Genomic DNA, 22,985 nt, shown 5'->3' with positions numbered 1-22,985 from the left:
TGGTCAGTCCTGTCCCTCGAATGGTGTCGTGATCTCGAACCGGGTGACGTCCACCAGCCCGAGATCCGATATGCGCAGCTCGGGGATCACCACGAGCGCGAGCAGCGAATGCTGCATGTAGGCGTTGTTGAGCGTGCAGCCAGCGTCGTGCATCGCCGCGACCATGCCATCGGCGGCCGCTGCCACGTCACGTGCCGGTGCATCCGACATCAACCCGGCGATCGGCAGCCGCACCAGCGCCCGCTCGGCGCCGTCGCGCCAGACCGTGACGCCGCCGCCGACCTCTCCGAGCCGGTTCGCGGCGGCCGCCATCATCTCGGCATCGGTGCCGACGACGATCATGTGATGGCTGTCATGCGCGACGGTTGAGGCGATCGCCATGCGACCCTCGTAGCCGAAGCCCTCGACGAAGCCGTTCACCACGCCCCCCGTGCCACGGTGCCGCTCCACCAGCGCGATCCGCGCCACCGGACCCTCGGGCATCACGCAGCCCCCCTCGACGGGAAGCTCGCGCACCAGCGCCTTGGTCGGCGCTTGGTTCTCGACCACGCCGATCACCTTGGCACGGACCGTCTCCGCCCCTTCGGGCGCCGCGACCTTGAAATCATCCGCCACCAGCTCCCGGCCCAGATGCACGGTGTTCCGTGCGCTTTCGGGCCAATCGTAATGCGGGCATGTGGCACGCAAGTCACCGCTTTCGGCAACCAGCTGGCCCCGTGCGAAGACGGTCTCGATCGGCAGCGTGGCGAGATCCGAGGTCAGGATCACGTCGGCGCGCCGCCCCGGCGCGATGCTGCCCAGCTCGCGCTCCATGCCGAAATGCGTAGCCGAGTTGATCGTCGCCATCTGCAGCGCCACCACCGGGTCGCAGCCGCATTCGATGGCGTGGCGCACCACACGGTCCATGTGGCCGTCATTCACCAGCGTGCCGGAATGGCAGTCATCGGTGCACAGCACGAAATTGCGCGGATCGAGGCCGCGCTCGGTGACGGCGGTGATCTGGCTCTCTACGTCGTACCACGCGCTCCCCAGCCGCAGCATCGAGCGCATGCCCTGCCGGACCCGGTCGATCGCGTCCTGCTCGCGCGTGCCTTCGTGATCGTCGGCGGGGCCGCCCGCGACATAGGCGTGGAACGGCACGCCCCGGTCGGGGCTCGCGTAATGCCCGCCCACGGTCTTGCCCGCGCGCATGGTGGCCGCGATCTCGGCCAGCATCTTCGGATCGCCCGCGACCACGCCCGGGTAGTTCATCATCTCGCCCAGGCCCACGATGCCGGGCCATGACATCGCCTCGGCCACGTCCTCGGGGGATATCTCGTGGCCGGTGGTCTCGAGCCCCGGCGCCGAGGGCGCGCAGCTGGGCATCTGGGTGAACATGTTGACGGGCTGCATCAACGCCTCGTCATGCATCATCCTGACGCCCTCAAGCCCCAGCACATTGGCGATCTCATGCGGATCGGTGAACATCGTCGTGGTGCCGTGCGGGATCACCGCGGCGGCGAATTCCGCCGGGGTCAGCATGCCGCTCTCGACATGCATATGCGCGTCGATCAGCCCGGGGATCAGGTAACGGTCGGCGGCATCCACCACCTCGGTGCCCTCGCCGATGCAATGGCTCGCATCGGGGCCGACATAGGCGAAGCGGCCCGCGGCCACCGCCACCTCCCAGCCATCGAGGATCTCGCGGCTCTGCACGTTGACGAGACGACCGCCGCGGATCACGAGATCGGCGGCCTCGCGGCCTGCGGCCACGGCGACGAGACGGGGGGCAACTTCGGCCCAGGAGCTGATGGCATGTTCCATCTTCGGATTTCATACCAACCGGCGAGCCGCCGCAACCCCGCCGGATGCTGGGCGCGAGAGGCCCCGGGCAAGCGCCCTGCGGCACCGCCGCGCATGCGTATTTGAGGAAAGATGAACGGGGGACGCGCGCGAGCGTGATTGTCGCGCCGGGAACGGGCGCCGCGCGCCCGGCGTTGCACGGCCGAGGAGATCCGCCGATGCCGCCCCCCGCCAAGCTCGTCTACTATCCCGATTCAGAGCCCGGAATCGCGCGCCGCCGCTGCGGGCGCGGTTTCTCCTATACCGCGCCCGACGGCACCACCATCGAGCGCGGAGCCGAGCGCCGGCGGATCGAGGCGCTGGCGGTACCGCCCGCCTACGAGAAGGTCTGGATCTGTCCCAAGCCGCATGGCCACCTTCAGGCCACCGGCCTCGATGCCCGCACCCGCAAGCAATACCGCTACCACCCCGAATGGCGTGCCTGGCGCGAGTCGCACAAGTTCGACCACCTGTACGAGTTCGGGGCGGCCCTGCCCGCGATCCGGCGCCGCATCCGCCGCGACCTCTCCGGCGAGGCGGGCGAGCTCGATTTCGCCATCGCCGCGGTCTTGGCACTGATCGACCGGGTCTCGATCCGCGTGGGCAACCCGGCCTACGCGGCCGAGAACCGCACCTATGGCGCCACCACCCTGACGGGCCGGCACATCCGGCTCGATGGCGGCCAGATGCGGCTGCGCTACATGGCCAAGGGCAACAAGAAAGTCGACCGCAAGCTCAAGGACAAGTCGCTTATGAAGGTGCTGGGCCAGCTGCACGACCTGCCGGGGAAACAGCTCATCGGCTGGATCGACGAGGACGGCGCGCCGCATGGCGTCTCCTCGGGGCAGGTGAACGACCGGCTGGCCGAGATCACCGGCTCCGATCATGTCACCGCCAAGACCTTCCGCACATGGGCAGGCTCGGAGGCGGCTCTGGCCTGCGCGCTCTCGGACGAGACGCTCTCCATCAAGAGCATGAGCGAGGCCGCCGCCGAGCGGCTGCACAACACCCCGACCATCGCGCGCAACAGCTATATCCACCCAAAGGTCATCGCGCTGCACGAGGCCACGCCCGAGGACCGCGCCGCGCTGCTCCAGGGCCTCCCCGAGACCGACGGGCTGCGACAGGCCGAACGGGCCCTACTGAGGCTGCTGTCATGAGCCTCGATCGCTTTGTCGAGGCGCAGCGGGACAGCTTCGCCACCGCCCTGTCCGAGATCGAGGCTGGGCAGAAGCGCAGCCACTGGATGTGGTACATCTGGCCGCAGCTACGCGGTCTCGGCCATTCGCAGATGGCGCAGCATTACGGGATCGCGGATGCGGCAGAAGCGCGCGCCTATCTCGCCCACCCGACTCTCGGCCCCCGGTTGGTCGAGATCTCCCGCGCCATGCTGGCGCATCGCGGCCGCGCGCCCGAGGACATCCTCGGCGGCATCGACGCGTTGAAGCTCAGGAGTTCGGCCACGCTCTTCGCGGCGCAGCCCGGCGCCGACCCGGTCTTCGGAGAGATTCTGGAGGCCTTCTATGACGGGCCCGACGACCGGACCCTCGCGCTGCTGGACCGCTAGTGCCGCATCGGGCACATATTGCCCATGAAGACGCTCCTTTCCTTCGGCCACGGCTATTCGGCCCGCGCCCTCGCCCGCCTGTTGCCGCGCGACGCATGGCAGATCATCGGTACCACCCGCTCGGCCGAGAAGGCCGAAGACTTGCGCGCCGAGGGCGTCGAGCCCGCGATCTGGCCCGGCGCCGACCTCACTGAGGCGCTCGACGCGGCCACGCATCTTCTCGTCTCCGCGGCCCCCGACGCCGATGGCGACCCGGTGCTGCGCGAATGGCGCGACGCCATCGCCGCGCGCGCGAGCCGCTTCGCATGGGTGGGCTATCTTTCGACCACCGGCGTCTATGGCGACCGCGACGGCGATTGGGTCGATGAGGACAGCGATCTGCGCCCCGCGACGGCGCGCGGCCGGGCAAGGGTCGGGGCCGAGGCGGCCTGGCGCGCCGTTCCCGGCCTGCCGCTGCACATCTTCCGTCTCGCCGGCATCTACGGGCCCGGTCGCGGCCCGTTCGAAAAGGTGCGGCAGGGCACGGCCCGGCGCATCGTCAAGCAGGGGCAGGTGTTCAGCCGCATCCATGTCGACGACATCGCGCAGGTGCTGAAGGCCAGCATCGATCGCCCGAACCCCGGCGCGATCTACAACCTGTGCGACGACGATCCGGCGCCGCCGCAGGACGTCATCGCCCATGCCGCCGAACTGCTCGGCCTGCCAGTGCCGCCCGAGGCACCGTTCGAACGGGCCGAGATGACGCCGATGGCGCGCAGCTTCTACGCCGAATCGAAGAAGGTCCGGAACGATCGGATCAAGAACGAGCTGGGGGTGGAACTGATCCACCCCGATTACCGCTCGGGGCTGGCCGCGCTGCTGCGCACCGAAACCGGCAGCTGATCCGCAGCAGCCCGCCGCAAGGGGGCTCGATGCCCCCGCGCGGCGGCGCCCCTCAGGCCCTCTTGCCGATCACCTCGACGCCCAGCACCGACAGCACCTTTTCCTCGATATGCTTGGCCGAAAGACCGGCGGTCTCGTACATGTCCGAGGGGCTGGCTTGGTCAATGAAGATGTCGGGCAGAACCATTGAGCGGAACTTCAGCCCGGCATCGAACACGCCCTCCTCGGAAAGAAGCTGCGCCACGTGACTGCCGAAACCGCCGACGGCCCCTTCCTCGATGGTGATCAGCGCCTCGTGCTCTCGCGCCAGCGTCAGGATCATCTCCCGGTCCAGCGGCTTGGCAAAGCGCGCATCGGCGATGGTGGGCGTGATGCCGCGTGCCGACAGCGCCTCGGCGGCCTTCACCGTCTCCGACAACCGCGTACCGAAGGATAGGAGCGCGACGCGACTGCCCTCCTGCACGATCCGGCCCCGGCCGATCTCCAATGGCTCCGCCTCGGCCGGGATCTCGACGCCGACCCCCTCGCCGCGCGGAAATCGGAAGGCGATCGGCCCGTCGTCATGCGCCGCCGCCGTCACCACCATGCGTACCAGCTCGGCCTCATCGGCGGCGGCCATCACCACCATGCCCGGCAGATTGGCCATGAAGCCCACGTCGAAGCTGCCGGCATGGGTGGCGCCATCGGCGCCGACGAGCCCGGCGCGGTCGATCGCGAAGCGCACCGGCAGGCGCTGGATAGCGACGTCATGCACCACCTGGTCGTAGCCACGCTGCAGGAAGGTTGAGTAGATCGCGCAGAACGGTTTCATCCCGCCCGCCGCGAGGCCTGCCGCAAAGGTCACCGCGTGCTGCTCGGCGATGCCGACGTCGAAGCAGCGGCTGGCATAACGGTCCATGAACCGCGCCAGCCCGGTGCCGTCAGGCATCGCCGCGGTGACCGCGACGATCTTCTGGTCGTTCTCCGCCAGCTTGACGAGCGTGTCCGAGAACACCGAGGTATAGGATGGCGCGTTGCTTTTGGCCTTGGCCTGCGCGCCCGACACCACGTCGAACTTCGCGGTCGCGTGGCCCCTGTCCGAGGCCGCTTCGGCCGGGGCATAGCCCTTGCCCTTCTTGGTGATCGCGTGGATCAGCACCGGTCCGTCGGCGCGCGCCTTGACCGTGCGCAGCACCGACAGGAGCTGCTCCATGTCGTGCCCGTCGACCGGGCCGATATAGGAAAAGCCCAGCTCCTCGAACAGCGTGCCGCCGACGGTCATGTGCTTGAACACGTCCTTGGCGCGCCGCGCCCCCTCCTGGAACGGCGGCGGCAGGAAGCTCACCGCGCCCTTGGCAAGCGCCTTGAACTCCTGAAACGGCGCGCCGGCATAGAGCCGCGACAGGTAGGAGGACATCGCGCCGACCGGGGGCGCGATCGACATCTCGTTGTCGTTGAGGATGACGATCAGCCGCTTGCCCAGATGGCCCGCGTTGTTCATCGCCTCATAGGCCATGCCCGCGCTCATCGCGCCGTCGCCGATCACCGCGATGCAGTCGCCAAGGCTCTCCCCTTCGAGCCCGCGCCCGCCCAGGTCGCGCGCCGCCGCCAGCCCGAGCGCCGCCGAGATCGAGGTCGAGCTATGCGCCGCGCCGAACGGGTCATAGGGGCTCTCGGAGCGCTTGGTGAAACCCGACAGCCCGTCCTTCTGGCGCAGGGTGCGGATTCGGTCGCGCCGGCCGGTGAGGATCTTATGCGGGTAGGACTGGTGGCTGACGTCCCAGATCAGCCGATCACGCGGCGTGTCGAACACCGCGTGCAGCGCCACGGTCATTTCGACCACGCCGAGGCCCGCGCCGAGATGGCCGCCGGTCTCGCTCACCGCCGAGATCGTCTCGGCGCGCAGCTCGTCGGCGAGCCGCCGCAGTTCGGCGTCGCTCAGCCGCTTCATGTCGGCGGGGATCTGCACCCGGTCGAGGATCGGCGTGACGGGGCGGTTCGGCGTCTGGGTCATGGCGGGCCCCCTCTGATCAGTTGTCGCGCGCGATAACGAAGCGGGCGGCGTCGCGCAAGGTTGCCGCCTCGGCGCCATAGGGCGACAGGGCATCGCAGGCCCCCTCAACGAGCTCGGCGGCGCGGGTCTTCGCCGCGTCGAGCCCGAGCAGCGAGACGAAGGTCGCCTTGCCGGCGCCGGCATCCTTGCGCACGGCCTTGCCCAGCTTCGCGGCATCCCCCTCCACGTCGAGAATGTCGTCGGCGATCTGGAAGGCAAGGCCCAGCGCCGCCGCGTAGCGCCCCAGCGGGCGCGGGTCGGCGCCGGCCATCACCGCGCCGGCCTCGGCCGACCAGCGGATCAGCGCCCCGGTCTTGCCCTGCTGCAGCACGGTGATCTGGTCGATGTCGAGCGGCATGGCCGCGGTCTCCGCCATGATGTCGCGGGCCTGACCGCCGACCATGCCGGCGATGCCGGCAGCCCGCGCCAGCGACAGGCACAGATCGGCGCGATGCGGCCCGACATCCGGGTCGGCGCAAAGCTCGAAGGCCAGCGTCTGCAGCGCGTCGCCCGCGAGGATCGCGGTCGCCTCGTCCCAAGCGACATGCACGGTGGGCCGTCCCCGGCGCAGATCGTCGTCATCCATCGCGGGCAGATCGTCATGCACGAGGCTGTAGGCGTGCAGCGCCTCGATCCCGGCGGCAGGCAGCAACGCCGCCTCGCGCGCCACCCCGTGCAGCCGCGCGCCTTCGAGCACGAGAAACCCGCGCAGCCCCTTGCCGCCCGCGACCGCGTGCTCCATCGCGCGGGCCACGGGCAGGTCGTGCCCTGCAAGCCTTTCGCGGAGCAGTCCTTGCGTCTCGCGCCCGGCCTGCGCCAGCGCGGCGGCAAAGCCCTCAGCCATCGAGCGGCGCGGTGCCCTGCGCCTGGCCGTCGGGACCTTGGGTAATCTTCGCGACCTTCTCCTCGGCCTCGGCGAGCTGCTTCTCGCAGCGGGCCTTCAGCTCCGCGCCGCGCTGGTAGAGCGCGATGGATTCGTCGAGCGCGACATCGCCGCGCTCCAGCTTGCCCACCACCTGCTCCAGCTCGCGGATCGCTGCCTCGAAGCTCATTTCGTTCACGGGTGTCGCGTCGGTCATCGCCCACGTTCCTCCAATATCCTGACATGGGCGGCCGCACAGGCGCCCAGCGCCTCGAGGTCATAACCGCCTTCGAGCGCGGAGACCACGCGCCCCGAGCACAGATCCGCCGCCAGATCGCAGATCCGCGCCGTGACCTTCGCGAAATCCTCGGCCTCGAGCATCAGCCCGGCCAGCGGATCGTCGCGATGCGCGTCGAACCCGGCCGAGACGAGGATCAGCCCGGGCCGGTGCGCCACGACGCGCGGGAACACCTTCTCCTCCAGCGCCGCCAGCATCCCCGTCCCGTCGCAGCCCGCGCGCAGCGCCACGTTGACCACCGTGTCATGCGGCCCGGTGTCCGATGGATCGCCGGTACCCGGGTAGAGCGGCATCTCGTGGGTCGAGCAGAACAGGATGCGCGGGTCGTCCTCCACGAGGTCTTGTGTGCCATTGCCGTGATGCACGTCGAAATCGATGATCGCCACGCGGCTCAGCCCGTGATGGTCGAGTGCGTGTTTCGCCGCCGCCGCGACGTTGCCCAACAGGCAGAACCCCATCGCGGTCTCGGTTTCGGCGTGATGGCCGGGCGGGCGCATCGCGCAAAAGGCATTGGCCGCCTCGCCCCCCAGCACCGCATCCACGGCGCGGATCGCCGCACCGGCGGCGCGCCACGCCGCGCCGAGGCTGCCGGGCGACAGCCAGGTATCGGCGTCGAGCTGACGGCGGCCATGCTCGGGCACGTCCTCATGCAGCCCGTCGAGATAAGCTTTCGGATGCACCCTCAGAAGATCGGCCTCGGCCGCCATCGGCGCCTTGAGCCGCAGCAGATTCACGCCCTCCAAGGCGCCCAGCACCGCGTCGAGCCGCGCCACCTGCTCGGGGTGGCCGGGCGGCGTGGAATGGTTGAATCCATCGGGATGGGTGATCAGCGCGGTGGTCATCCCCGCAAGCAAGCGCAGATCACGGACGGGCGCAAGCGCATCGCGATCACCGTCGCGCGTGCGGCAGAGTGTGGCTCAGGGACGAGATCAAAGGAGCCGCACGCCCCTTGGTTCATCTTTCCCAAAATACGCAAATCCTGCCGCTTCAGTCGGGCGCCAGCATGTATCCCTCGCCGCGCACCGTCTGCAGGTAGCGCGGCTGGCGCGGATCGGCCTCGAACTTGCGCCGCAGCCGGGTGATCTGCACGTCGACCGCGCGCTCCTGGCTCTGGCCGCCGCCACGGCCCAGCTCCTCGACCAGCCGCGCCCGGCTCACCGCTTCGCCCGGGCGCGCGGCGAAGATCCGCATGAGTTGCGACTCGGTGGCGGTGAGCCGGATCCGGCTTTCGCCCTCCCACATTTCGCCGCGCGCCACGTCGTAGCGCACCGGGCCCAGCTCCAGCGTCGCGGGCCGCTCCGGCACCGGGTCGGGCGCGGGCTGGCGGCGCAGCACGGCGTTGATCCGCAAGAGCAGCTCCTTGGGATCGAATGGCTTGGCGAGATAGTCGTCCGCCCCGGCCTCGAGCCCGATGATACGGTCCTCGGTATCGCCACGCGCGGTCAGCAGCAGGATCGGCACCGGCAACTCCTCGCGCAGCGCCCGGCAGAGCGAGATCCCGTCCTCGCCGGGCATCATCACGTCGAGCACGATCAGGTCGAAATCGAGCCCGGTGAGCAGGCGACGGGCATGGCCCGCATCGCGGGCGCCGGTGACGAGGTAGCCATGCCGGGCAAGGAACTTCTGCAACAACGCGCGCAGCCGCGCGTCGTCATCGACCACCAGGAGATGCGCGAGTTCGGTGCTCATTGGCCACCCCTTCCCGCCAGCGCCTCGTATTGGCGCCGGCTTTCCTCGTCCATCATCGCCTCGAGCACCTGCCGGAAGCCCGCCACCGCCACGGGGCCGGCGGTGCGATAGGCGGCGCGCATCCGCTCGCGCTGGGCATCCGAAAGCTCGCGCTCCAGTGCCGCGCCTTCGCGCGTCAGGTAGAGATGCCTTTCGCGCCGGTCGCGCCGCCCGACTCGCGCCTCGACCAGACCCGCCGCGATCAGCGCCCGCAGCACCCGGTTCAGCGACTGCTTGGTGACGCCCAGAAGCGCCATCAGGTTCGACACGGTGGTGCCGGGAGAGCGATGGATGAAATGGATCGCCCGGTGGTGGGCGCGGCCCATCTCCCGCCCCTCGAGGATGCGGTCGGGATCGGCGGTGAAGCCGCGATAGGCGAAGAACATCGCCTCGATGCCCTTCCTGAGCTGTTCGTCGGTCAGGAAGAGAAGGCTCGATCCCCCCTGCGGCGCCGGTGCCTCGGCCATGCGGTCTCGTCCCCTTCGGTCGTTCGGCTTCGGGTCACAATACGTCAGCCTTGTTGACATTCCAAGGGCGAAGCGGTAGCGATCTGCCCCATAGGGCGCAATTTTCGGTCCCGGGTGACCGAATCCGCGCGCGACATCTTGACAGGGAGGCACGCCATGGCGGGCGGCTACGACGATCGCGACGGGAAGATCTGGCTCGACGGCCAGCTTGTGGAATGGCGCGACGCGAATGTGCACATCCTGACCCACGCGCTGCACTACGCCTCTTCGGTGTTCGAGGGCGAGCGCTGCTATGACGGCAAGATCTTCAAGGGGGTCGAGCATTCGCAGCGGCTGCGCAAATCGGCCGAGCTTCTGGATTTCGAGATCCCCTATTCGGTCGAGGAAATCGAAGCGGCGAAATATGCGGTGCTCGAGGCCAATGGCTGGTCCAACGCCTATGTGCGGGCGCTGGCCTGGCGCGGCGCCGGTCCCGACATGGGCGTGGCGAGCTTGCGCAACCCGGTCCGCATGGCGATCGCGGCTTGGGAATGGGGCAGCTATTACGGCGACGCCAAGATGAAGGGCGCTAAGCTCGACATCGCCAAGTGGAAGCGCCCGAGCCCCGAAACCGCGCCGAGCCAGGCCAAGGCAGCCGGTCTCTACATGATTTGCACCATGTCCAAGCATGCGGCCGAGGCCAAGGGCTGCTCGGACGCGCTGATGTTCGACTATCGCGGCTACGTAGCCGAGGCCACGGGCGCCAACATGTTCTTCGTGAAGGATGGCGAGGTCCACACGCCGCTGGCCGACTGCTTCCTGAACGGCATCACCCGTCAGACCGTGATCGCGATGCTGAAGGAGAAGGGCATCACCGTGCATGAGCGGCACATCATGCCCGAGGAGCTCGAGGGCTTCGAGCAGTGCTGGCTCACCGGAACCGCGGCCGAGGTCACCCCGGTGGGGCAGATCGGCGACTACAATTTCGAGGTCGGCGCGCTGACCCGCGACGTCGCCGAGAGCTACGAGAAGCTCGTCCGCGCCTGAACCGGCTGCATGCCGTGACATAGAGGGGCGGTGCCGCAAGGTGCCGCCCCTTTGCGTTGCCCTCACAGGCCGCGGTTGATCTTCACCGCATTGCCCGGCGCGGGTTCGGGCACGGCCGGCTCCGCCACGGGCCAGGCTTCGGCGACGCCCGCCACCGCCATGGCGACGGCACCCAGCGCCTGCTTGGCCTGCAGGCGCAGATGCGCCTGACTTGCCAGTGCGAGGGTAAGCGCCAGTACCAGCACCGCCTGCGTCCAAACGATCATCTTCAAATGCCGCGCGAAGGGCTGCTTGCGCGTCTTGTGGCGCAGGTGGCGCTGCGCCAGCACGGTGCCCAGACCGCCTCCCCAGAAGGCGATCCGCAGCAGCCGCCGTTCGGGCCAGCGCCACAGCCCGCGTTCGGCGCGCCGCTTGTCCTGTGCCATGGCGGCGAAGCCTGCAAGGTTCATCAGCGCCAGCAGGGCGGCCAATCCGAGCGCACCCGCGATCCACTCCGTGCCCACTGTTTCATGTGGCGCCATGATCCCACCCTAGCCGTTCGGGCTCATCGCGCGGCGACCGCGACCACGCTCCAGCCCCAGCTTGCGCTCGCGCCAGATGATGGCGATGCCCGCCGCGACGATGATCGCCGCGCCCAGCATCATCGTCCAGGTCGGCACCTCGTCGAACAGGAAATAGCCCACGCCCAGCGCCAGCAGCATCGAGGCGTATTCGAACGGCGCGATGAGCGAGGCGTCGGCGTAGCGGTAGCTGGAGGTGAGCAGGATCTGCCCCACCCCGCCCAGCAGTCCGGCCAGGATCAGCAGCCCGAAGGTGCCCGCCCCGGGCAGTACCCAGCCGAAGGGAAGGGTCAGAAGCGCCAGAAGGCTCGCCGTGGTCGAGAACCAGAACACGATCGCCGCCGTGCCCTCGGTCCGGGTGAGCTTGCGCACGAAGACCTGCGCCAGCGCCGCGCAGAGCGCGCCGCCCAGCGCCACCACCGCGCCCAGCGTCTCGGCCATGCTGAGCGGGTCCGAGGTGACCGAGAGCCGGGGCGACATCACGATCAGCACCCCAGCGAGTCCCGCCCCCACCGCCGAGAGACGGAACAGCCGCACTTCCTCGCCCAGAAACATCGCGGCGAGGATCACCACCATCAGCGGCGCCGCGTAGCCGATCGCCGTAACCTCGGGAAAGGGCAGCAGCCCCAGCGCGGTGAAGCCCAGCCCCATCGCGGCGGTGCCGACGACGCCGCGCCACAGATGGCCCATCGGGTTGGGGGTCTCGAGCCCATGGCGCAACTCGCCGCGCCACAACAGCCAGACGATGATCACGGGAAGCGCGAAGAAGGAGCGGAAGAACACCGCCTCGCCCGGCGGCACGTCGTTCGAGGTCGCCTTGATGATCGCGGCCATGGCGACGAAGACGCAGACCGAGGCGGTCTTGAACAGGATGCCGCGCATCGGCTGCTGGACCGGGGCCGGTCGCGGCGCGGCGGGCGCCGTGGAGATGGCGGGCGTTTCGGGGCGTGGCATGAGGGATCCTTTCGCCCCGACCCTAGCCCCGCGCGCGACAAGAGCAAGCGGCCGGCAGCGGCTTGGCGCTACCGGCCGGATTTCTCATGACACCGAGGGGGTCTACTCCCCCGGCCGGTCGTCATCAGGCTTCGTGACCGCGCTCGATGCGCAGGAACTGACGCAGCCGGGTGGCACCACGGGCGCCGAGGCTGCGGGCATGGAGCCGTCGTACCGCGCGGTGCGGGCCCTCCTCGCGCTCGAGCCGCATGTATTCGCGGGCTTTGATATCGGAGCGGTCCTTGGGCTTGTCGATCACGTGCTTGGTCATCGATATGTCCTCCCTTGGGGATATCGCGGGTCTGCAACCTAACCGATCGGCGCGATTCGGTCTGCATCTTTCGATCGGGCCCCCGGCAAGGGCCATTTGCCGCCGCAGATCGGGGATCGGGCCGCGCGTCAGGATTTCGGCGACATGCGCAGGATCGCGCCCGCCTCGCTGTCGATCAGGAACAGCACCGTGCCGTCCTCGGCGATTTCGACATCGCGCACCCGGCCATTGCCGCCAGCCAGCGCCTCCTCGCCGACCACGAGCCCCTCCTCGTCGAAGTCGAGCCGCACGACTTCGCCGGGTGAGAGCGAAGCGATGATCAGGTCGCCCTCCCAGCCCTCGAAGGCGTCGCCCTCGTAGAAGGCCATGCCCCCCGGCGCGATCACCGGATCCCAGAAATAGACTGGCTCCTCCATACCCTCGGCGCGTGGCTCACCTGTGCCGATCGGGGCACCGTCATAGCGGATGCCGTAGCTCACCTCGGGCCAGCCGTAGTTTTTGCCGGCCTCGGGGCGGTTCAACTCGTCGCCACCCGCCGGACCATGCTCGATGGTCCAGTAGTCGCCGGTCGCGGGCTGGATCGCCGCGCCTTGGATGTTGCGGTGGCCATAGGACCAGATCGCGTCCTCGCCGTCCTGCCCCACGAAGGGGTTGTCCTCGGGCACCGAGCCGTCGGGATTGAGCCGCACCACCTTGCCATAGGTGTTGTCGAGTTCCTGCGCCATCTTGCGGTACTCGTCGGTGAAATGCTCGCCGGTGGTGATGAAGACACGGCCTTCGCCGTCGAAGGTGATGCGCGAGCCGTAATGCATCGGTGCGTCCGAAGGTGGGCCCTGCACGAAGATGTCCTCGACATTCTCCAGCGCGGTCATGTCCTCGGTCAGCATGCCACGCGCGGCTGCCGTGGCGACGCCGCCATCGACGGGCTTGGCATAGGTGAAATAGACCATGCGGTCGGAGCCGAAATCGGGAGAGAGCGTCACGTCCAACAGGCCGCCCTGCTCGCGCGCGTCGATCTCGGGCAGGCCGGAGATCGGCTCGTGCACCTCGCCTCGGGCGGAAACGTGGCGCAGCCGGCCCGGCCGCTCGGTGACGAGATAGCTGCCATCGGGCAGCGGCGCGATGCCCCAGGGGCGTTCGAGGTTCTCGGCGAAAGTCTCGATGGCGACCTCTGTCGCCTCCAGCTGCGGCGCCATCTCCTGCTCGGGAAAGGCGGGCTCGTATTCGGCGTTGGGCGGGCCACGATCGACCGGCTTGGCCTCGGTATGCTGTTCGGCGAAGGCCGCGCCGGGCAGCAGCGCCGCAAGCACGATCGGGGATAGCGTTCTCATCTCGATCTCCTCTCCTGATTGTCAGGAGAGAGAGCTAGCCCCGCCTCCCTTACCATCCAGACGCCTCACGGCCCATTGACCCGCCTCGGCCAGCACCGGATCCGGCTCGGCCGCAAGATCGCGGGCCACGGGCAGCAGGCTCGGATCGCCGGAATTGCCGATGGCATAGGCCACGTTGCGCAGGAAACGGTCGCGGCCGATCCGCTTGATCGGGCTGCCGGAGAACATCTCACGAAAGGCCGCGTCGTCGAGCCGCGCCAGATCGGCCAGCGGCGGCGCGTCGACCTTGCCGAAATAGCGCATTTCGGTAGCTTCTTGCGCAAACTTGTTCCACGGGCAGACCGCGAGGCAGTCGTCGCAGCCATAGATCCGGTTGCCCAGCGCCTCGCGGAATTCCTCCGGCACCGGTCCCTTGTGCTCGATGGTGAGGTAGGAGATGCAGCGCCGCGCATCGAGCTGGAACGGCGCCGGGAAGGCGTTGGTCGGGCAGATGTCGAGGCAGCGCGTGCAGGATCCGCATTTCTCGGCCGCGGGCGCGTCGACGGGCAACTCCACGGTGGTGAAGATCGCCCCGAGGAAGACCCAGTTGCCGACCGTCCGGCCCAGAAGGTTGGTGTGCTTGCCCTGCCAGCCCAGCCCCGCCGCCTGAGCCAGCGGCTTTTCCATCACCGGCGCGGTGTCGACGAAGACTTTGATCTGTTCGTCGGGACATTGCTCCAAAAGCCAACGCCCGACCCTTTTCAGCCGTTTCTTGACGAGGTCGTGGTAGTCGCGGCCATGGGCATAGACGCTGATCGCGGCGCGGTCGCGCTGCCCCAGCACCTCGAGCGGGTCGTGTCGCGGCGTATAGGCCTCGGCCAGCATGATGACGGACCGCGCCTCGGGCCAGAGCGCGGCAGGATTGCCGCGCCAGCCCATGCGCTCCTCCATCCAGCCCATCTGGCCGTGACGTCCCTCTTCGACATAGGTGGCGAGCCGTCCTGCGGCCTCGGGGATGGCGTCGGGACGACAGATTCCCATCTCGGCGAATCCCTCGCCGAGCGCGGCCTCGCGCAGCCGGGTCTTGAGGGCGGCCCCCTGGTTCATCTTTCACCAAATACGCATTCGGGCCGCCGGCCCCAAGCGCGCGGTCTCAGAAATCGAGATCGGCGTAATGCGCGGGCTGCGGAAAGCCCGGCAGCTGATCGGCCAGAAGCGAGCGGAAGGCGGGGCGCGACTTGATCTTGGCGTACCAGTCCTTGACCGTCTCGGAGCGGTTCCAGTCCACGTCCGAGATGTAGTCGAGGCAGGACAGGTGCGCAGCGGCGGCGAAGTCGGCGAGCGACAGCTCGTTGCCCGCGAGCCAGCGGCGCTGGTCCAGAAGCCAGGCCATGTAATCGAGGTGATACTTGATCGCCCGAGCCCCGGCCTTGACGTTGGTGCTGTCGGGATAGCCACCGCCCATAACTTTCTTGAAAACCCGCTCTCCGAGCAGCTTCGAGGTCACCTCGCGGTTGAACTTGTCGTCGAACCAGCCAACGAGCCGGCGCACCTCGTAGCGGGCATCCACCGATTGCGGCAACAGCGGTGGATCGGGCTGCACCTCTTCGAGATACTCGCAGATCGCGGTGCTTTCCGACATCATGCGGTTGCCGAGCTTGAGCACGGGCACCTTGCCGGCCGGGTTCCGGCGCATGAATTCGGGATCCTGCTCCCAATAGCGCTCTTCGACCAGCTCCACCTCGATGCGTTTCTCGGCGAGCGAGAGCCTCACCTTCCGCGAGAAAGGCGAGAGCGGGAAATGATAGAGGCGGTGTGTGGCGGGACGGCTGTTCTGCATGCCCCCCTATCTGCCGCAAGCGTGGCGCCGCTTCAATCCCGCGCGTCACTCGAAGCAGTCGTCTCGCCCGTCGCGGCGGATCGTGGCGGCGCCGTCGAGGATCGCGGCGGCGCGGCGGCGCACGAAATCGGAAGGGTTCGCGGCCGAGCGCCCCTTGGGGTTGGGCAGGATCGCGGCGAGGCGCGCGGCCTGCACATCCGTCAGATCGGCCGCCGCGACGCCGAAATAATGCGGCGCGGCGCGGCCGATGCCGAACACGCCCTCGTCGAACTCGGCGACGTTGAGATAGACCTCGAGGATCCGCCGCTTGGTCCAGACCGCTTCGACCGCGGGCGTCATTCCCGCCTCGAGCGCCTTGCGGAACCAACTGCGCCCCTGCCAGAGATAGACGTTCTTCACGACCTGCTGGCTGATCGTCGAGGCGCCGCGATTGCCGCCAGAGGCCATCGCGGTGCGGATCGCCTTGAGATCGAGACCCCAATGCAGGCAGAAATTCGCGTCCTCGGCCGCGACAGCGGCGCGGGCCATCACCGGGGCGATCTCCTCCATCGGCACCCAGTCATGGGCGATCTCCCCCAGCCGGGCGCGTTCCGACATCATGTAGGGAGTGGTCGGCGGGTTGAGGGTCGAGAATAGCAGGACCAGTACCCCGGCGACACCGATCAGCGCCGCTCCGGCCCAGAGCAGCAGCCGGGCGATCCTGCGGCCCGGCTTCGACGGCGTGTCTGAGGCCTTGCGCCGGCGGCGGCGTGCCGACCCTGTTTTCGATGTGTTCACGGGCTTGGACATGCCGCCATAGACCCTGCGCGTCGGGGTCGGGTCAAGCCGGTCGCGCGGTCCCCACGCGCCCTTCCGCCCGCTCGATCGCCGCCATCACCGCCTCGGGCGCGGTCTGGTGGATCATGTGCCCCACCCCCGGCAGCACGGTGTAGCTGCTCTGGGCGATCTCGCGGTGCAACCGCGCCGACTGCGCCTCGGAATCAACGACCCGGTCATCCGCCCCGGCGATGATCGCCACCGGCATGCGCAGTTCGCGGTAGCCGTGGCGCGCCGCGGCGGCCTGCGGGATCATCATCGCGGTTTCGGCGCCGCTGGCGCGCAGCTGCGAGGGACGTAGGGCCATCTCGCGCGGGAACCCGGCGAAACCGGGCGCCACCGGCGCGGGGGCGAAGATCCGGCGGATCAGCCGGGGCCAGATCAGCCGGGCCAGCGGCGGGGAAATGGTGTAGCGCAGCGCGTCGCCCAGCACCGGGACCGCCGGGGCAGAGAGGCCGATCACCTCGGGCCGCGCCGTCGGGTAGTGATAGCCGGCGGCCAGCACCAGCGCCCCGACCATGCCCGGATCGCGTCGTGCCAGCGCCACCGCCACCGCGCAGCCCCAGGAGTGGCCCAACACGGTGGCCCGCGCCACGCCGAGATGGCGCAGCGCCGCGTGCAGCAGATCCGCCTGCGCGGCGGCGCTCCAGACCCGGCCACGCGGCCGGGTGCTGTGGCCGAAGCCGGGCCGGTCGAAGACGATGACGCGATGCGTCCGTGCTGCCATCGCCACGAGGCCGCTGCCCACGAAATCCTCGATCATGCTGCCATTGCCGTGCAGCAGCACCAGCACCGGGCCGTCGCCGCGATCGAGGTAATGCAGCCGCACGCCGTGCAGATCGAGGAACCGCCCCCGAGGCGGATTGTCGCGCTCGGCCTGCATGGCGGCGCGATGGTTGGCATAGGCCGACACGGCCAGCGCGGTCGCGGCGAGCCCGGCCAGCGTGCGGATCGGGCGGCGTCGCGCGGGAGGATGCTGTCGGTAGGCAGGGGGCGGGGTCTGGGTCATGGGCCGGCTCCATTGCGGGCGCGCGCTGCAGCGCGGCGCAGGGATTACGCGCCAGACTGCGCCAAGTTCCCCTGCCCCAAAACGACGCGGGGCCGGCGCGTCGCCGCGCCGGCCCCTGTTTTCGATTTCGCTCAGGCCGTCACTCGGCCGGCAGGGCCACCTTCTCGACGGTGAGCGGGTGCGGGATGTGGCGCAGCATCTCCTTGGGGCAAACCTGCAGGAAGTTGTGCTTCTCGCTGTCCCAGTGCTGCAGGATCTCGGCGGCCTTGCGGCTGCCGGTCTCGAGCTGGTGGCGCTCGATCAGACCCTTGAGCTGGTTTTCCCAATGCTCGACCGTGACGCCGCAGGTGACCAGCGTCTCGGTGTTCATCAGCGGCTCGGCGAGGCCATCGGGGTCGTAGAGATAGGCCATGCCGCCGGTCATGCCGGCACCGAAGTTCGCACCGATCGAGCCGAGGATCACCGCGACGCCGCCGGTCATGTATTCGCAGCCATTGGTGCCGCAGCCTTCGATCACCACATGCGCGCCCGAGTTGCGGACCGCGAAGCGCTCGCCCGCCCGACCGGCGGCGAAGAGGTAGCCCGCCGTCGCGCCGTAGAGCACGGTGTTGCCGATGATCGTATTCTCCGAGGCCACCAGCGGGCTCGCCATCGCCGGGCGCACCACGATGGTACCGCCGGAGAGGCCCTTGCCGACATAGTCGTTGGCGTCGCCGGACACCTCGATCTTCAGGCCGGGGGCGGCGAAGGCGCCGAGCGACTGGCCCGCCGAGCCGGTGAGCTTGACGGTCAGGTGGTCGGGCTGCAGCTGGTTCCGCATCCCGAAATTCTCGACGATATGCGCCGAGGTGCGGGTGCCGATGGTGCGGTGCGTGTTCTGCACCGCGTATTGCAGCTGCATCTTCTCGCCGTCCTCGAGGAAGCGGCGGGCATCCTTGACGATCTCGGCGTCGAGCGTGTCGAGCACCTCGTTGCGCGGCTTGTTGCGGTCGTAGCGGATGCGGTTGGTGCCATCCACGGTGATCAGCAGCGGGTTGAGGTCGAGATCGTCGAGATGCGCCGAGCCACGGCTGACCTGAGTCAGCAGGTCGGCGCGGCCGATCACGTCGTCAAGCGAACGCGCGCCGATCGAGGCGAGGATCTCGCGGACCTCTTGGGCGTAGAAGGTGATCAGGTTGACCACCTTGTCGGCGTTGCCGGTGAACTTCTGGCGCAGCGCCTCGTCCTGGGTGCAGACCCCCACCGGGCAGGTGTTGGACTGGCACTGGCGGACCATGATGCAGCCCATCGCGATCAGCGCGGCGGTGCCGATGCCGTATTCCTCGGCCCCCATCATCGCCGCCATGACGATGTCACGGCCGGTGCGCAGGCCGCCATCGGTCCTGAGCGTGACCCGGTCGCGCAGGTTGTTCATCGACAGCACCTGGTGCGCCTCGGTGAGACCCATCTCCCACGGAAGACCCGCATATTTGATCGAGGTCGCGGGCGAGGCCCCGGTGCCGCCATTATGGCCCGAGATCAGGATCACGTCGGCCTTGGCTTTGGCCACGCCGGCGGCGATGGTGCCGACGCCCGAGGAGGAGACCAGCTTCACCGTCACCTTGGCGCGCGGGTTGATCTGCTTGAGGTCGTAGATCAGCTGCGCAAGGTCCTCGATCGAGTAGATGTCGTGATGCGGCGGCGGCGAGATCAGCGTGACCCCTTCCGTCGAATGCCGCAGCCGCGCGATCAGCTTGGTGACCTTCATGCCGGGAAGCTGGCCGCCCTCGCCGGGCTTAGCGCCCTGCGCCACCTTGATTTCCAGCTCCTCGCAGGCGCCCAAGTATTCGGCGGTGACGCCGAAGCGGCCCGATGCCACCTGCTTGATCTTGGCACTCGGGTTGTCGCCGTTGGCTTCGGGCAGGAAATGCGCCGGATCCTCGCCGCCCTCGCCCGAGTCGGACTTGGCGCCGATGCGGTTCATCGCGACGTTGAGCGTCTTGTGCGCCTCGGGGCTGAGCGCCCCCAGCGACATGCCCGGCGTGACGAAGCGCTTGCGGATCGAGGTGATGCTCTCGACCTGCTCGATCGGCACCGCCTCGCCCATCGGCTTGATCGCCAGAAGGTCGCGGAGGTGGATCGGCGGGTTGGCCTGCATGGTCGAGGCGTATTGCTTCCACAGCTCGAAGGAGGCGCGGTCGCAGGCGGCCTGCATCATGTGCATGGTCGTGGCTTCCCAGGCGTGCTTCTCGCCTGAGCGGCGCGACTTGTAGAAACCGCCGATCGGCAGCGTCCCGAGATCGGCGCCGGGCTTGGTCCAGCCGCGGGCGTGCACCTCTTCCAGCTTCTTCTGGATGCCGGTGAGACCGATGCCCGAGATGCGGCTGTGCATGCCGGGGAAATACTCGGCGCACATGGCGCGCGACAGGCCCACGGCCTCGAAGTTCAGGCCACCGCGATAGGAGGAGATTACCGAGATGCCCATCTTGGCCATGATCTTCAGCAGGCCCGCATCCACCGCATCGCGGTAGCGGCGCATGATGTCGGTGAGCGTGCCTTCAAGCAGGCCGCGGTTCAGGCGGTCTGCAAGGCTGTCCTGCGCCAGATAGGCGTTCACCGTGGTCGCACCCGAGGAGATCAGCACCGCGAAGTAATGCGGGTCGATGCACTCGGCCGAGCGCACGTTGACCGAGCAGAAAGTGCGCAGGCCCTTGCGGGTCAGCCACGAATGCACGGCCGAGGTGGCGAGGATCATCGGCATCGGGACGCGGTCCTCGTCCTGATGCTGGTCGGTGAGCACGATGTGCCCCGCACCCGAACGCACCGCGTCCTCGGCTTCGGCCCGGATCCGCTCGAGACCCGCGCGCAGCCCGTCGGGTGCACCGCCCGTCGGGAAGGTGCAGTCGATGAAGGCCACCTGGTCGCCGAACTGCTCGACCATGGTGTCGAACTCGGCATTGGCAATGAACGGGCTCTCCAGCACCAGGATCTCCGCCTGGCTGGAGCTTTCGTCGAGCACGTTCTTGAGGTTGCCGAAGCGGGTCTTGAGCGACATCACCCGGCTCTCGCGAAGCGAGTCGATCGGCGGGTTGGTGACCTGCGAGAAGTTCTGCCGGAAGAAATGCGACAGCGGCCGGTACTTGGTCGAAAGCACGGCGGAGGGGGTGTCGTCGCCCATCGAGGCGATCATCTCCTTGCCGTCCTCGGCCATCGGCGCGAGCACCTGCTCCAGCTCCTCGATCGAGTAGCCGGCGGCGATCTGGCGCTTGCGCAGCTCGGGGCCCTCGAAGAGCGGCTCCTCCGGCACGTCGCGCAGGATGTCGTTGAGGTTCACGACCTTCTCGATCCACTCGCTGAAGGGCTGCGAGGCGGCGAGCTTGTCCTTCATCTCGCTGTCGTGGAACAGCTTGCCCTCTTTCATGTCGACCGCGATCAGCTGGCCAGGCCCGAGCGCGCCCTTCTCGATCACGCTGGCCTCGTCGACCGGCACCATGCCCGCCTCGGAACCCGCGACCAGAAGCCCGTCGCCGGTGACGACGTAGCGCATCGGCCGCAGCCCGTTGCGGTCGAGACCGGCGCAGACCCAGCGGCCATCGGTCATGGCGAGCGCCGCGGGACCATCCCAAGGCTCCATCACCGCGTTGCAGTAGGAATACATGTCCTGCCAGGCCTGGGGCATCTCGACCCGGCTCTTGGACCAGGCCTCGGGCACCAGCATGGTCTTGGCCATCGGCGCGTTGCGGCCGGCGCGGACCAGCACCTCGAACACCGAATCGAGCGCGGCCGAGTCCGAGGAGCCCTGCGGCACGATCGGCTTGATGTCCTCGGCCATCTCTCCGAAGGTCGAGGAGGCCATCCGGATCTCGTGGCTCTTCATCCAGTTGATGTTGCCCTTGAGCGTGTTGATCTCGCCGTTATGGGCAAGCATGCGGAAGGGCTGGGCCAGCCACCATTGCGGGAAGGTATTGGTCGAATAGCGCTGGTGATAGAGCGCGAAGGCGCTCTCGAAGCGCGGGTCCATCAGGTCGGGGTAGAACACCGCCACCTGCTCGGCCAGCATCATGCCCTTGTAGATCACCGAGCGGCAGGACAGCGAGGCGAGGTAGAGCTCGCGCACGCCGGCCTGGGTGGCGGCGCGCTCGATGCGGCGGCGGATGATGTAGAGCTCGCGCTCGAACTGCTCCTCGTCGATGTCCTTCTCACAGCGGATCAGGATCTGCTCGATCTCGGGGCGGGTGGCGTTGGCCTTTTCACCGAGGCAGGTGATGTCGACCGGCACGTGGCGCCAGCCATAGATGTAGTGCCCCATGCGGAGCACCTCGGTCTCGACGATGGTCCGGCAGGTTTCCTGCGCGCCGAAATCGTTGCGCGGCAGGAACACCTGGCCCACGGCGATGCGGCGGCCGGCCATCGGCTCGTGGCCGGTGCGGCGGATCTGGTCCTCGAAGAAGGCGCGCGGGATCTGCACGTGGATGCCGGCGCCGTCGCCGGTCTTGCCGTCGGCGTCGACGGCGCCGCGATGCCAGACCGCCTTCAGCGCGGCGATGCCCTTTTCGACCACCGCGCGCGAGGGCGAGCCGTCGATCGACACGACGAGGCCGACGCCGCAGGAGGCGTGCTCGTCATCCTCGCGGTAGAGACCGTTCTCGGCCATGTACTTGCGCTTGGCCTCTTCCGAGGCGACCCAGGCGTCATCATAGGTGGTCATGGAAGATCTCCTTCGCGGTGGAGGCGGGCGCCGACGACATGGTCGCGCCGCAGCCGTGTTTGGGGTTGGACGAGAGGAAGCCCGGCTCGTCCGGAAAGATGAATTCGACGGGGCTGTCGTCGGAGGTGAAGGTGCCTTGCGCGTTGGTCACCTCGCTGGTGCCCGACAGGAAGATGCGCCGCGTCCGGTCGATGAATTCCGAGCCGGTGCTGCGCCAGATCTGCTCGCCATCGGGGCCGATGGCCCGGACCTCGTAATCGGTGCGCTCCAGCTCGACGCCGTCGATGGTGACGGTCTCGCCGGTCAGGCTGTCGAATCCGACATAGCGGGTCTCGCCGACCTGATCGGAGATCGTGGTGAAATCGAAGCTGTCGGCGCCGGCCTCGACCAGCTCGCTGAACGAGGCCGGGTCGGCCGGGTCGGGGGCCAGCTCCTCGCGCCGGTCGGCGCGGGGATAGACGCTCTCGACCCATTGGGTTTCGGCGTCGATGGCCCCGAAATAGCTCACGCCGTCGAGGTCGAGATCGACCCTGCGGCGCCAGCCCTCTGGGTCGCCCTCGCAGGTGAAATGATGCGAGACGGTGCAGTTCGCGGCCTGCACGGTCATCTCGGCAGTGCAGCCCTCGGGCAGCGTCACCTGACGCGGCCCCTGCGCGGCGGCCGTCATCGGCAGCGCGCAGATCAGGAGGGCGATGGGCGTCTTCATGGCGGTCTCCGAAAACAGGATCGCGGGACGTGGTGTGATCGGGGGTCAGGCCGCCCCGGCCGGGTGGCCGGGGCCTCGGCCCCTGAACCGAGACATGGATCGCGCGCGGG

At 68.6% G+C, this 22,985-nt stretch carries 21 protein-coding genes; 4 read left to right on the top strand and 17 right to left on the bottom strand.

Annotated features, from left to right (window positions below; translation table 11 throughout):
• Nucleotides 1–3: 3 nt before the first annotated feature.
• Complete coding sequence (locus LOS8367_RS04760) at nt 4–1,803, bottom strand: adenine deaminase (RefSeq protein ID WP_085895328.1); 1,800 nt, start codon at nt 1,801–1,803, stop codon at nt 4–6.
• Nucleotides 1,804–2,000: 197 nt separating this feature from the next.
• Here LOS8367_RS04760 and LOS8367_RS04755 point away from each other — a divergent pair, with 197 nt between their 5' ends.
• Genes LOS8367_RS04755 through LOS8367_RS04745 form a run of 3 tightly spaced genes read left to right on the top strand, consistent with a single transcriptional unit; the run spans nt 2,001 to nt 4,270 of the window.
• Nucleotides 2,001–2,981, top strand: coding sequence for a DNA topoisomerase IB (locus tag LOS8367_RS04755; RefSeq protein ID WP_085895327.1), 981 nt, complete (start codon nt 2,001–2,003; stop codon nt 2,979–2,981).
• Nucleotides 2,978–3,388 (top strand): DUF1810 domain-containing protein, encoded by a 411-nt coding sequence (locus tag LOS8367_RS04750; RefSeq protein WP_085895326.1) that lies wholly within the window; start codon nt 2,978–2,980, stop codon nt 3,386–3,388. The genes LOS8367_RS04755 and LOS8367_RS04750 overlap by 4 nt, the downstream gene beginning before the upstream one ends.
• 24 nt (nt 3,389–3,412) lie before the next feature.
• On the top strand, nt 3,413–4,270 hold the full coding sequence (locus tag LOS8367_RS04745) for an SDR family oxidoreductase (protein WP_085895325.1): 858 nt from the start codon (nt 3,413–3,415) through the stop codon (nt 4,268–4,270).
• Nucleotides 4,271–4,322: 52 nt separating this feature from the next.
• On the opposite strand, the gene dxs is transcribed toward LOS8367_RS04745, so the two are convergent.
• The 6 genes from dxs to LOS8367_RS04715 all read right to left on the bottom strand — a co-directional run bounded on the left by dxs (nt 4,323) and on the right by LOS8367_RS04715 (nt 9,657).
• A complete protein-coding gene (gene dxs / locus LOS8367_RS04740; protein ID WP_085895324.1) occupies nt 4,323–6,263 on the bottom strand; it encodes a 1-deoxy-D-xylulose-5-phosphate synthase in 1,941 nt (646 codons plus the stop codon).
• A gap of 16 nt (nt 6,264–6,279) precedes the next feature.
• Nucleotides 6,280–7,146, bottom strand: coding sequence for a polyprenyl synthetase family protein (locus LOS8367_RS04735; RefSeq protein WP_085895323.1), 867 nt, complete (start codon nt 7,144–7,146; stop codon nt 6,280–6,282).
• On the bottom strand, nt 7,139–7,381 hold the full coding sequence (locus LOS8367_RS04730) for an exodeoxyribonuclease VII small subunit (protein ID WP_085895322.1): 243 nt from the start codon (nt 7,379–7,381) through the stop codon (nt 7,139–7,141). The genes LOS8367_RS04735 and LOS8367_RS04730 overlap by 8 nt, the downstream gene beginning before the upstream one ends.
• Nucleotides 7,378–8,304 (bottom strand): histone deacetylase family protein, encoded by a 927-nt coding sequence (locus LOS8367_RS04725; protein ID WP_085895321.1) that lies wholly within the window; start codon nt 8,302–8,304, stop codon nt 7,378–7,380. Before LOS8367_RS04725 ends, LOS8367_RS04730 begins: the two co-directional genes overlap by 4 nt.
• A 145-nt stretch (nt 8,305–8,449) precedes the next feature.
• On the bottom strand, nt 8,450–9,151 hold the full coding sequence (locus LOS8367_RS04720) for a response regulator (protein WP_085895320.1): 702 nt from the start codon (nt 9,149–9,151) through the stop codon (nt 8,450–8,452).
• Entirely contained in the window at nt 9,148–9,657 is a 510-nt protein-coding gene (locus LOS8367_RS04715; protein WP_085895319.1) for a MarR family winged helix-turn-helix transcriptional regulator, read from the bottom strand. The genes LOS8367_RS04720 and LOS8367_RS04715 overlap by 4 nt, the downstream gene beginning before the upstream one ends.
• 156 nt (nt 9,658–9,813) lie before the next feature.
• Between LOS8367_RS04715 and LOS8367_RS04710 the strand changes: the two genes are divergently transcribed.
• The gene (locus LOS8367_RS04710) at nt 9,814–10,683 is read left to right on the top strand and encodes a branched-chain amino acid aminotransferase (RefSeq protein ID WP_085895318.1); all 870 of its coding nucleotides are present in this window, start codon (nt 9,814–9,816) and stop codon (nt 10,681–10,683) included.
• A 62-nt stretch (nt 10,684–10,745) separates the two neighbouring features.
• On the opposite strand, the gene LOS8367_RS04705 is transcribed toward LOS8367_RS04710, so the two are convergent.
• From LOS8367_RS04705 to LOS8367_RS04660, 10 genes are all read right to left on the bottom strand, one after another.
• Nucleotides 10,746–11,204: a DUF1294 domain-containing protein gene (locus LOS8367_RS04705; RefSeq protein ID WP_085895317.1), complete on the bottom strand. Its 459-nt coding sequence runs from the start codon at nt 11,202–11,204 to the stop codon at nt 10,746–10,748.
• Between the two features lie 9 nt (nt 11,205–11,213).
• The gene (locus LOS8367_RS04700) at nt 11,214–12,125 is read right to left on the bottom strand and encodes a DMT family transporter (protein ID WP_242665508.1); all 912 of its coding nucleotides are present in this window, start codon (nt 12,123–12,125) and stop codon (nt 11,214–11,216) included.
• A gap of 196 nt (nt 12,126–12,321) precedes the next feature.
• A complete protein-coding gene (locus LOS8367_RS04695; RefSeq protein WP_085895315.1) occupies nt 12,322–12,507 on the bottom strand; it encodes a hypothetical protein in 186 nt (61 codons plus the stop codon).
• A 128-nt stretch (nt 12,508–12,635) separates the two neighbouring features.
• Nucleotides 12,636–13,838: a PQQ-dependent sugar dehydrogenase gene (locus tag LOS8367_RS04690; protein WP_085895314.1), complete on the bottom strand. Its 1,203-nt coding sequence runs from the start codon at nt 13,836–13,838 to the stop codon at nt 12,636–12,638.
• A 21-nt stretch (nt 13,839–13,859) separates the two neighbouring features.
• Nucleotides 13,860–14,924 (bottom strand): tRNA epoxyqueuosine(34) reductase QueG, encoded by a 1,065-nt coding sequence (gene queG, locus LOS8367_RS04685; protein WP_085895313.1) that lies wholly within the window; start codon nt 14,922–14,924, stop codon nt 13,860–13,862.
• A 46-nt stretch (nt 14,925–14,970) separates the two neighbouring features.
• Nucleotides 14,971–15,657 (bottom strand): FtsZ-binding protein FzlA, encoded by a 687-nt coding sequence (gene fzlA / locus LOS8367_RS04680; protein WP_085895312.1) that lies wholly within the window; start codon nt 15,655–15,657, stop codon nt 14,971–14,973.
• 45 nt (nt 15,658–15,702) lie between these two features.
• Nucleotides 15,703–16,446 (bottom strand): monofunctional biosynthetic peptidoglycan transglycosylase, encoded by a 744-nt coding sequence (gene mtgA, locus LOS8367_RS04675; RefSeq protein ID WP_085895311.1) that lies wholly within the window; start codon nt 16,444–16,446, stop codon nt 15,703–15,705.
• A 31-nt stretch (nt 16,447–16,477) separates the two neighbouring features.
• Nucleotides 16,478–17,482, bottom strand: coding sequence for an alpha/beta fold hydrolase (locus LOS8367_RS04670; protein ID WP_207569218.1), 1,005 nt, complete (start codon nt 17,480–17,482; stop codon nt 16,478–16,480).
• Between the two features lie 139 nt (nt 17,483–17,621).
• Nucleotides 17,622–22,169: a glutamate synthase large subunit gene (gene gltB / locus LOS8367_RS04665; RefSeq protein ID WP_085895310.1), complete on the bottom strand. Its 4,548-nt coding sequence runs from the start codon at nt 22,167–22,169 to the stop codon at nt 17,622–17,624.
• Nucleotides 22,156–22,875, bottom strand: a complete 720-nt coding sequence (locus tag LOS8367_RS04660) for a hypothetical protein (protein WP_085895309.1) — start codon at nt 22,873–22,875, stop codon at nt 22,156–22,158. Before LOS8367_RS04660 ends, gltB begins: the two co-directional genes overlap by 14 nt.
• Between the last annotated feature and the right edge of the window lie 110 nt (nt 22,876–22,985).

It is taken from the genome of Limimaricola soesokkakensis (assembly GCF_900172345.1).
Taxonomy (GTDB): domain Bacteria; phylum Pseudomonadota; class Alphaproteobacteria; order Rhodobacterales; family Rhodobacteraceae; genus Limimaricola; species Limimaricola soesokkakensis.
Note: the sequence above shows the minus strand (reverse complement) of the source record. Positions and strands in the feature narration are given on the sequence as shown.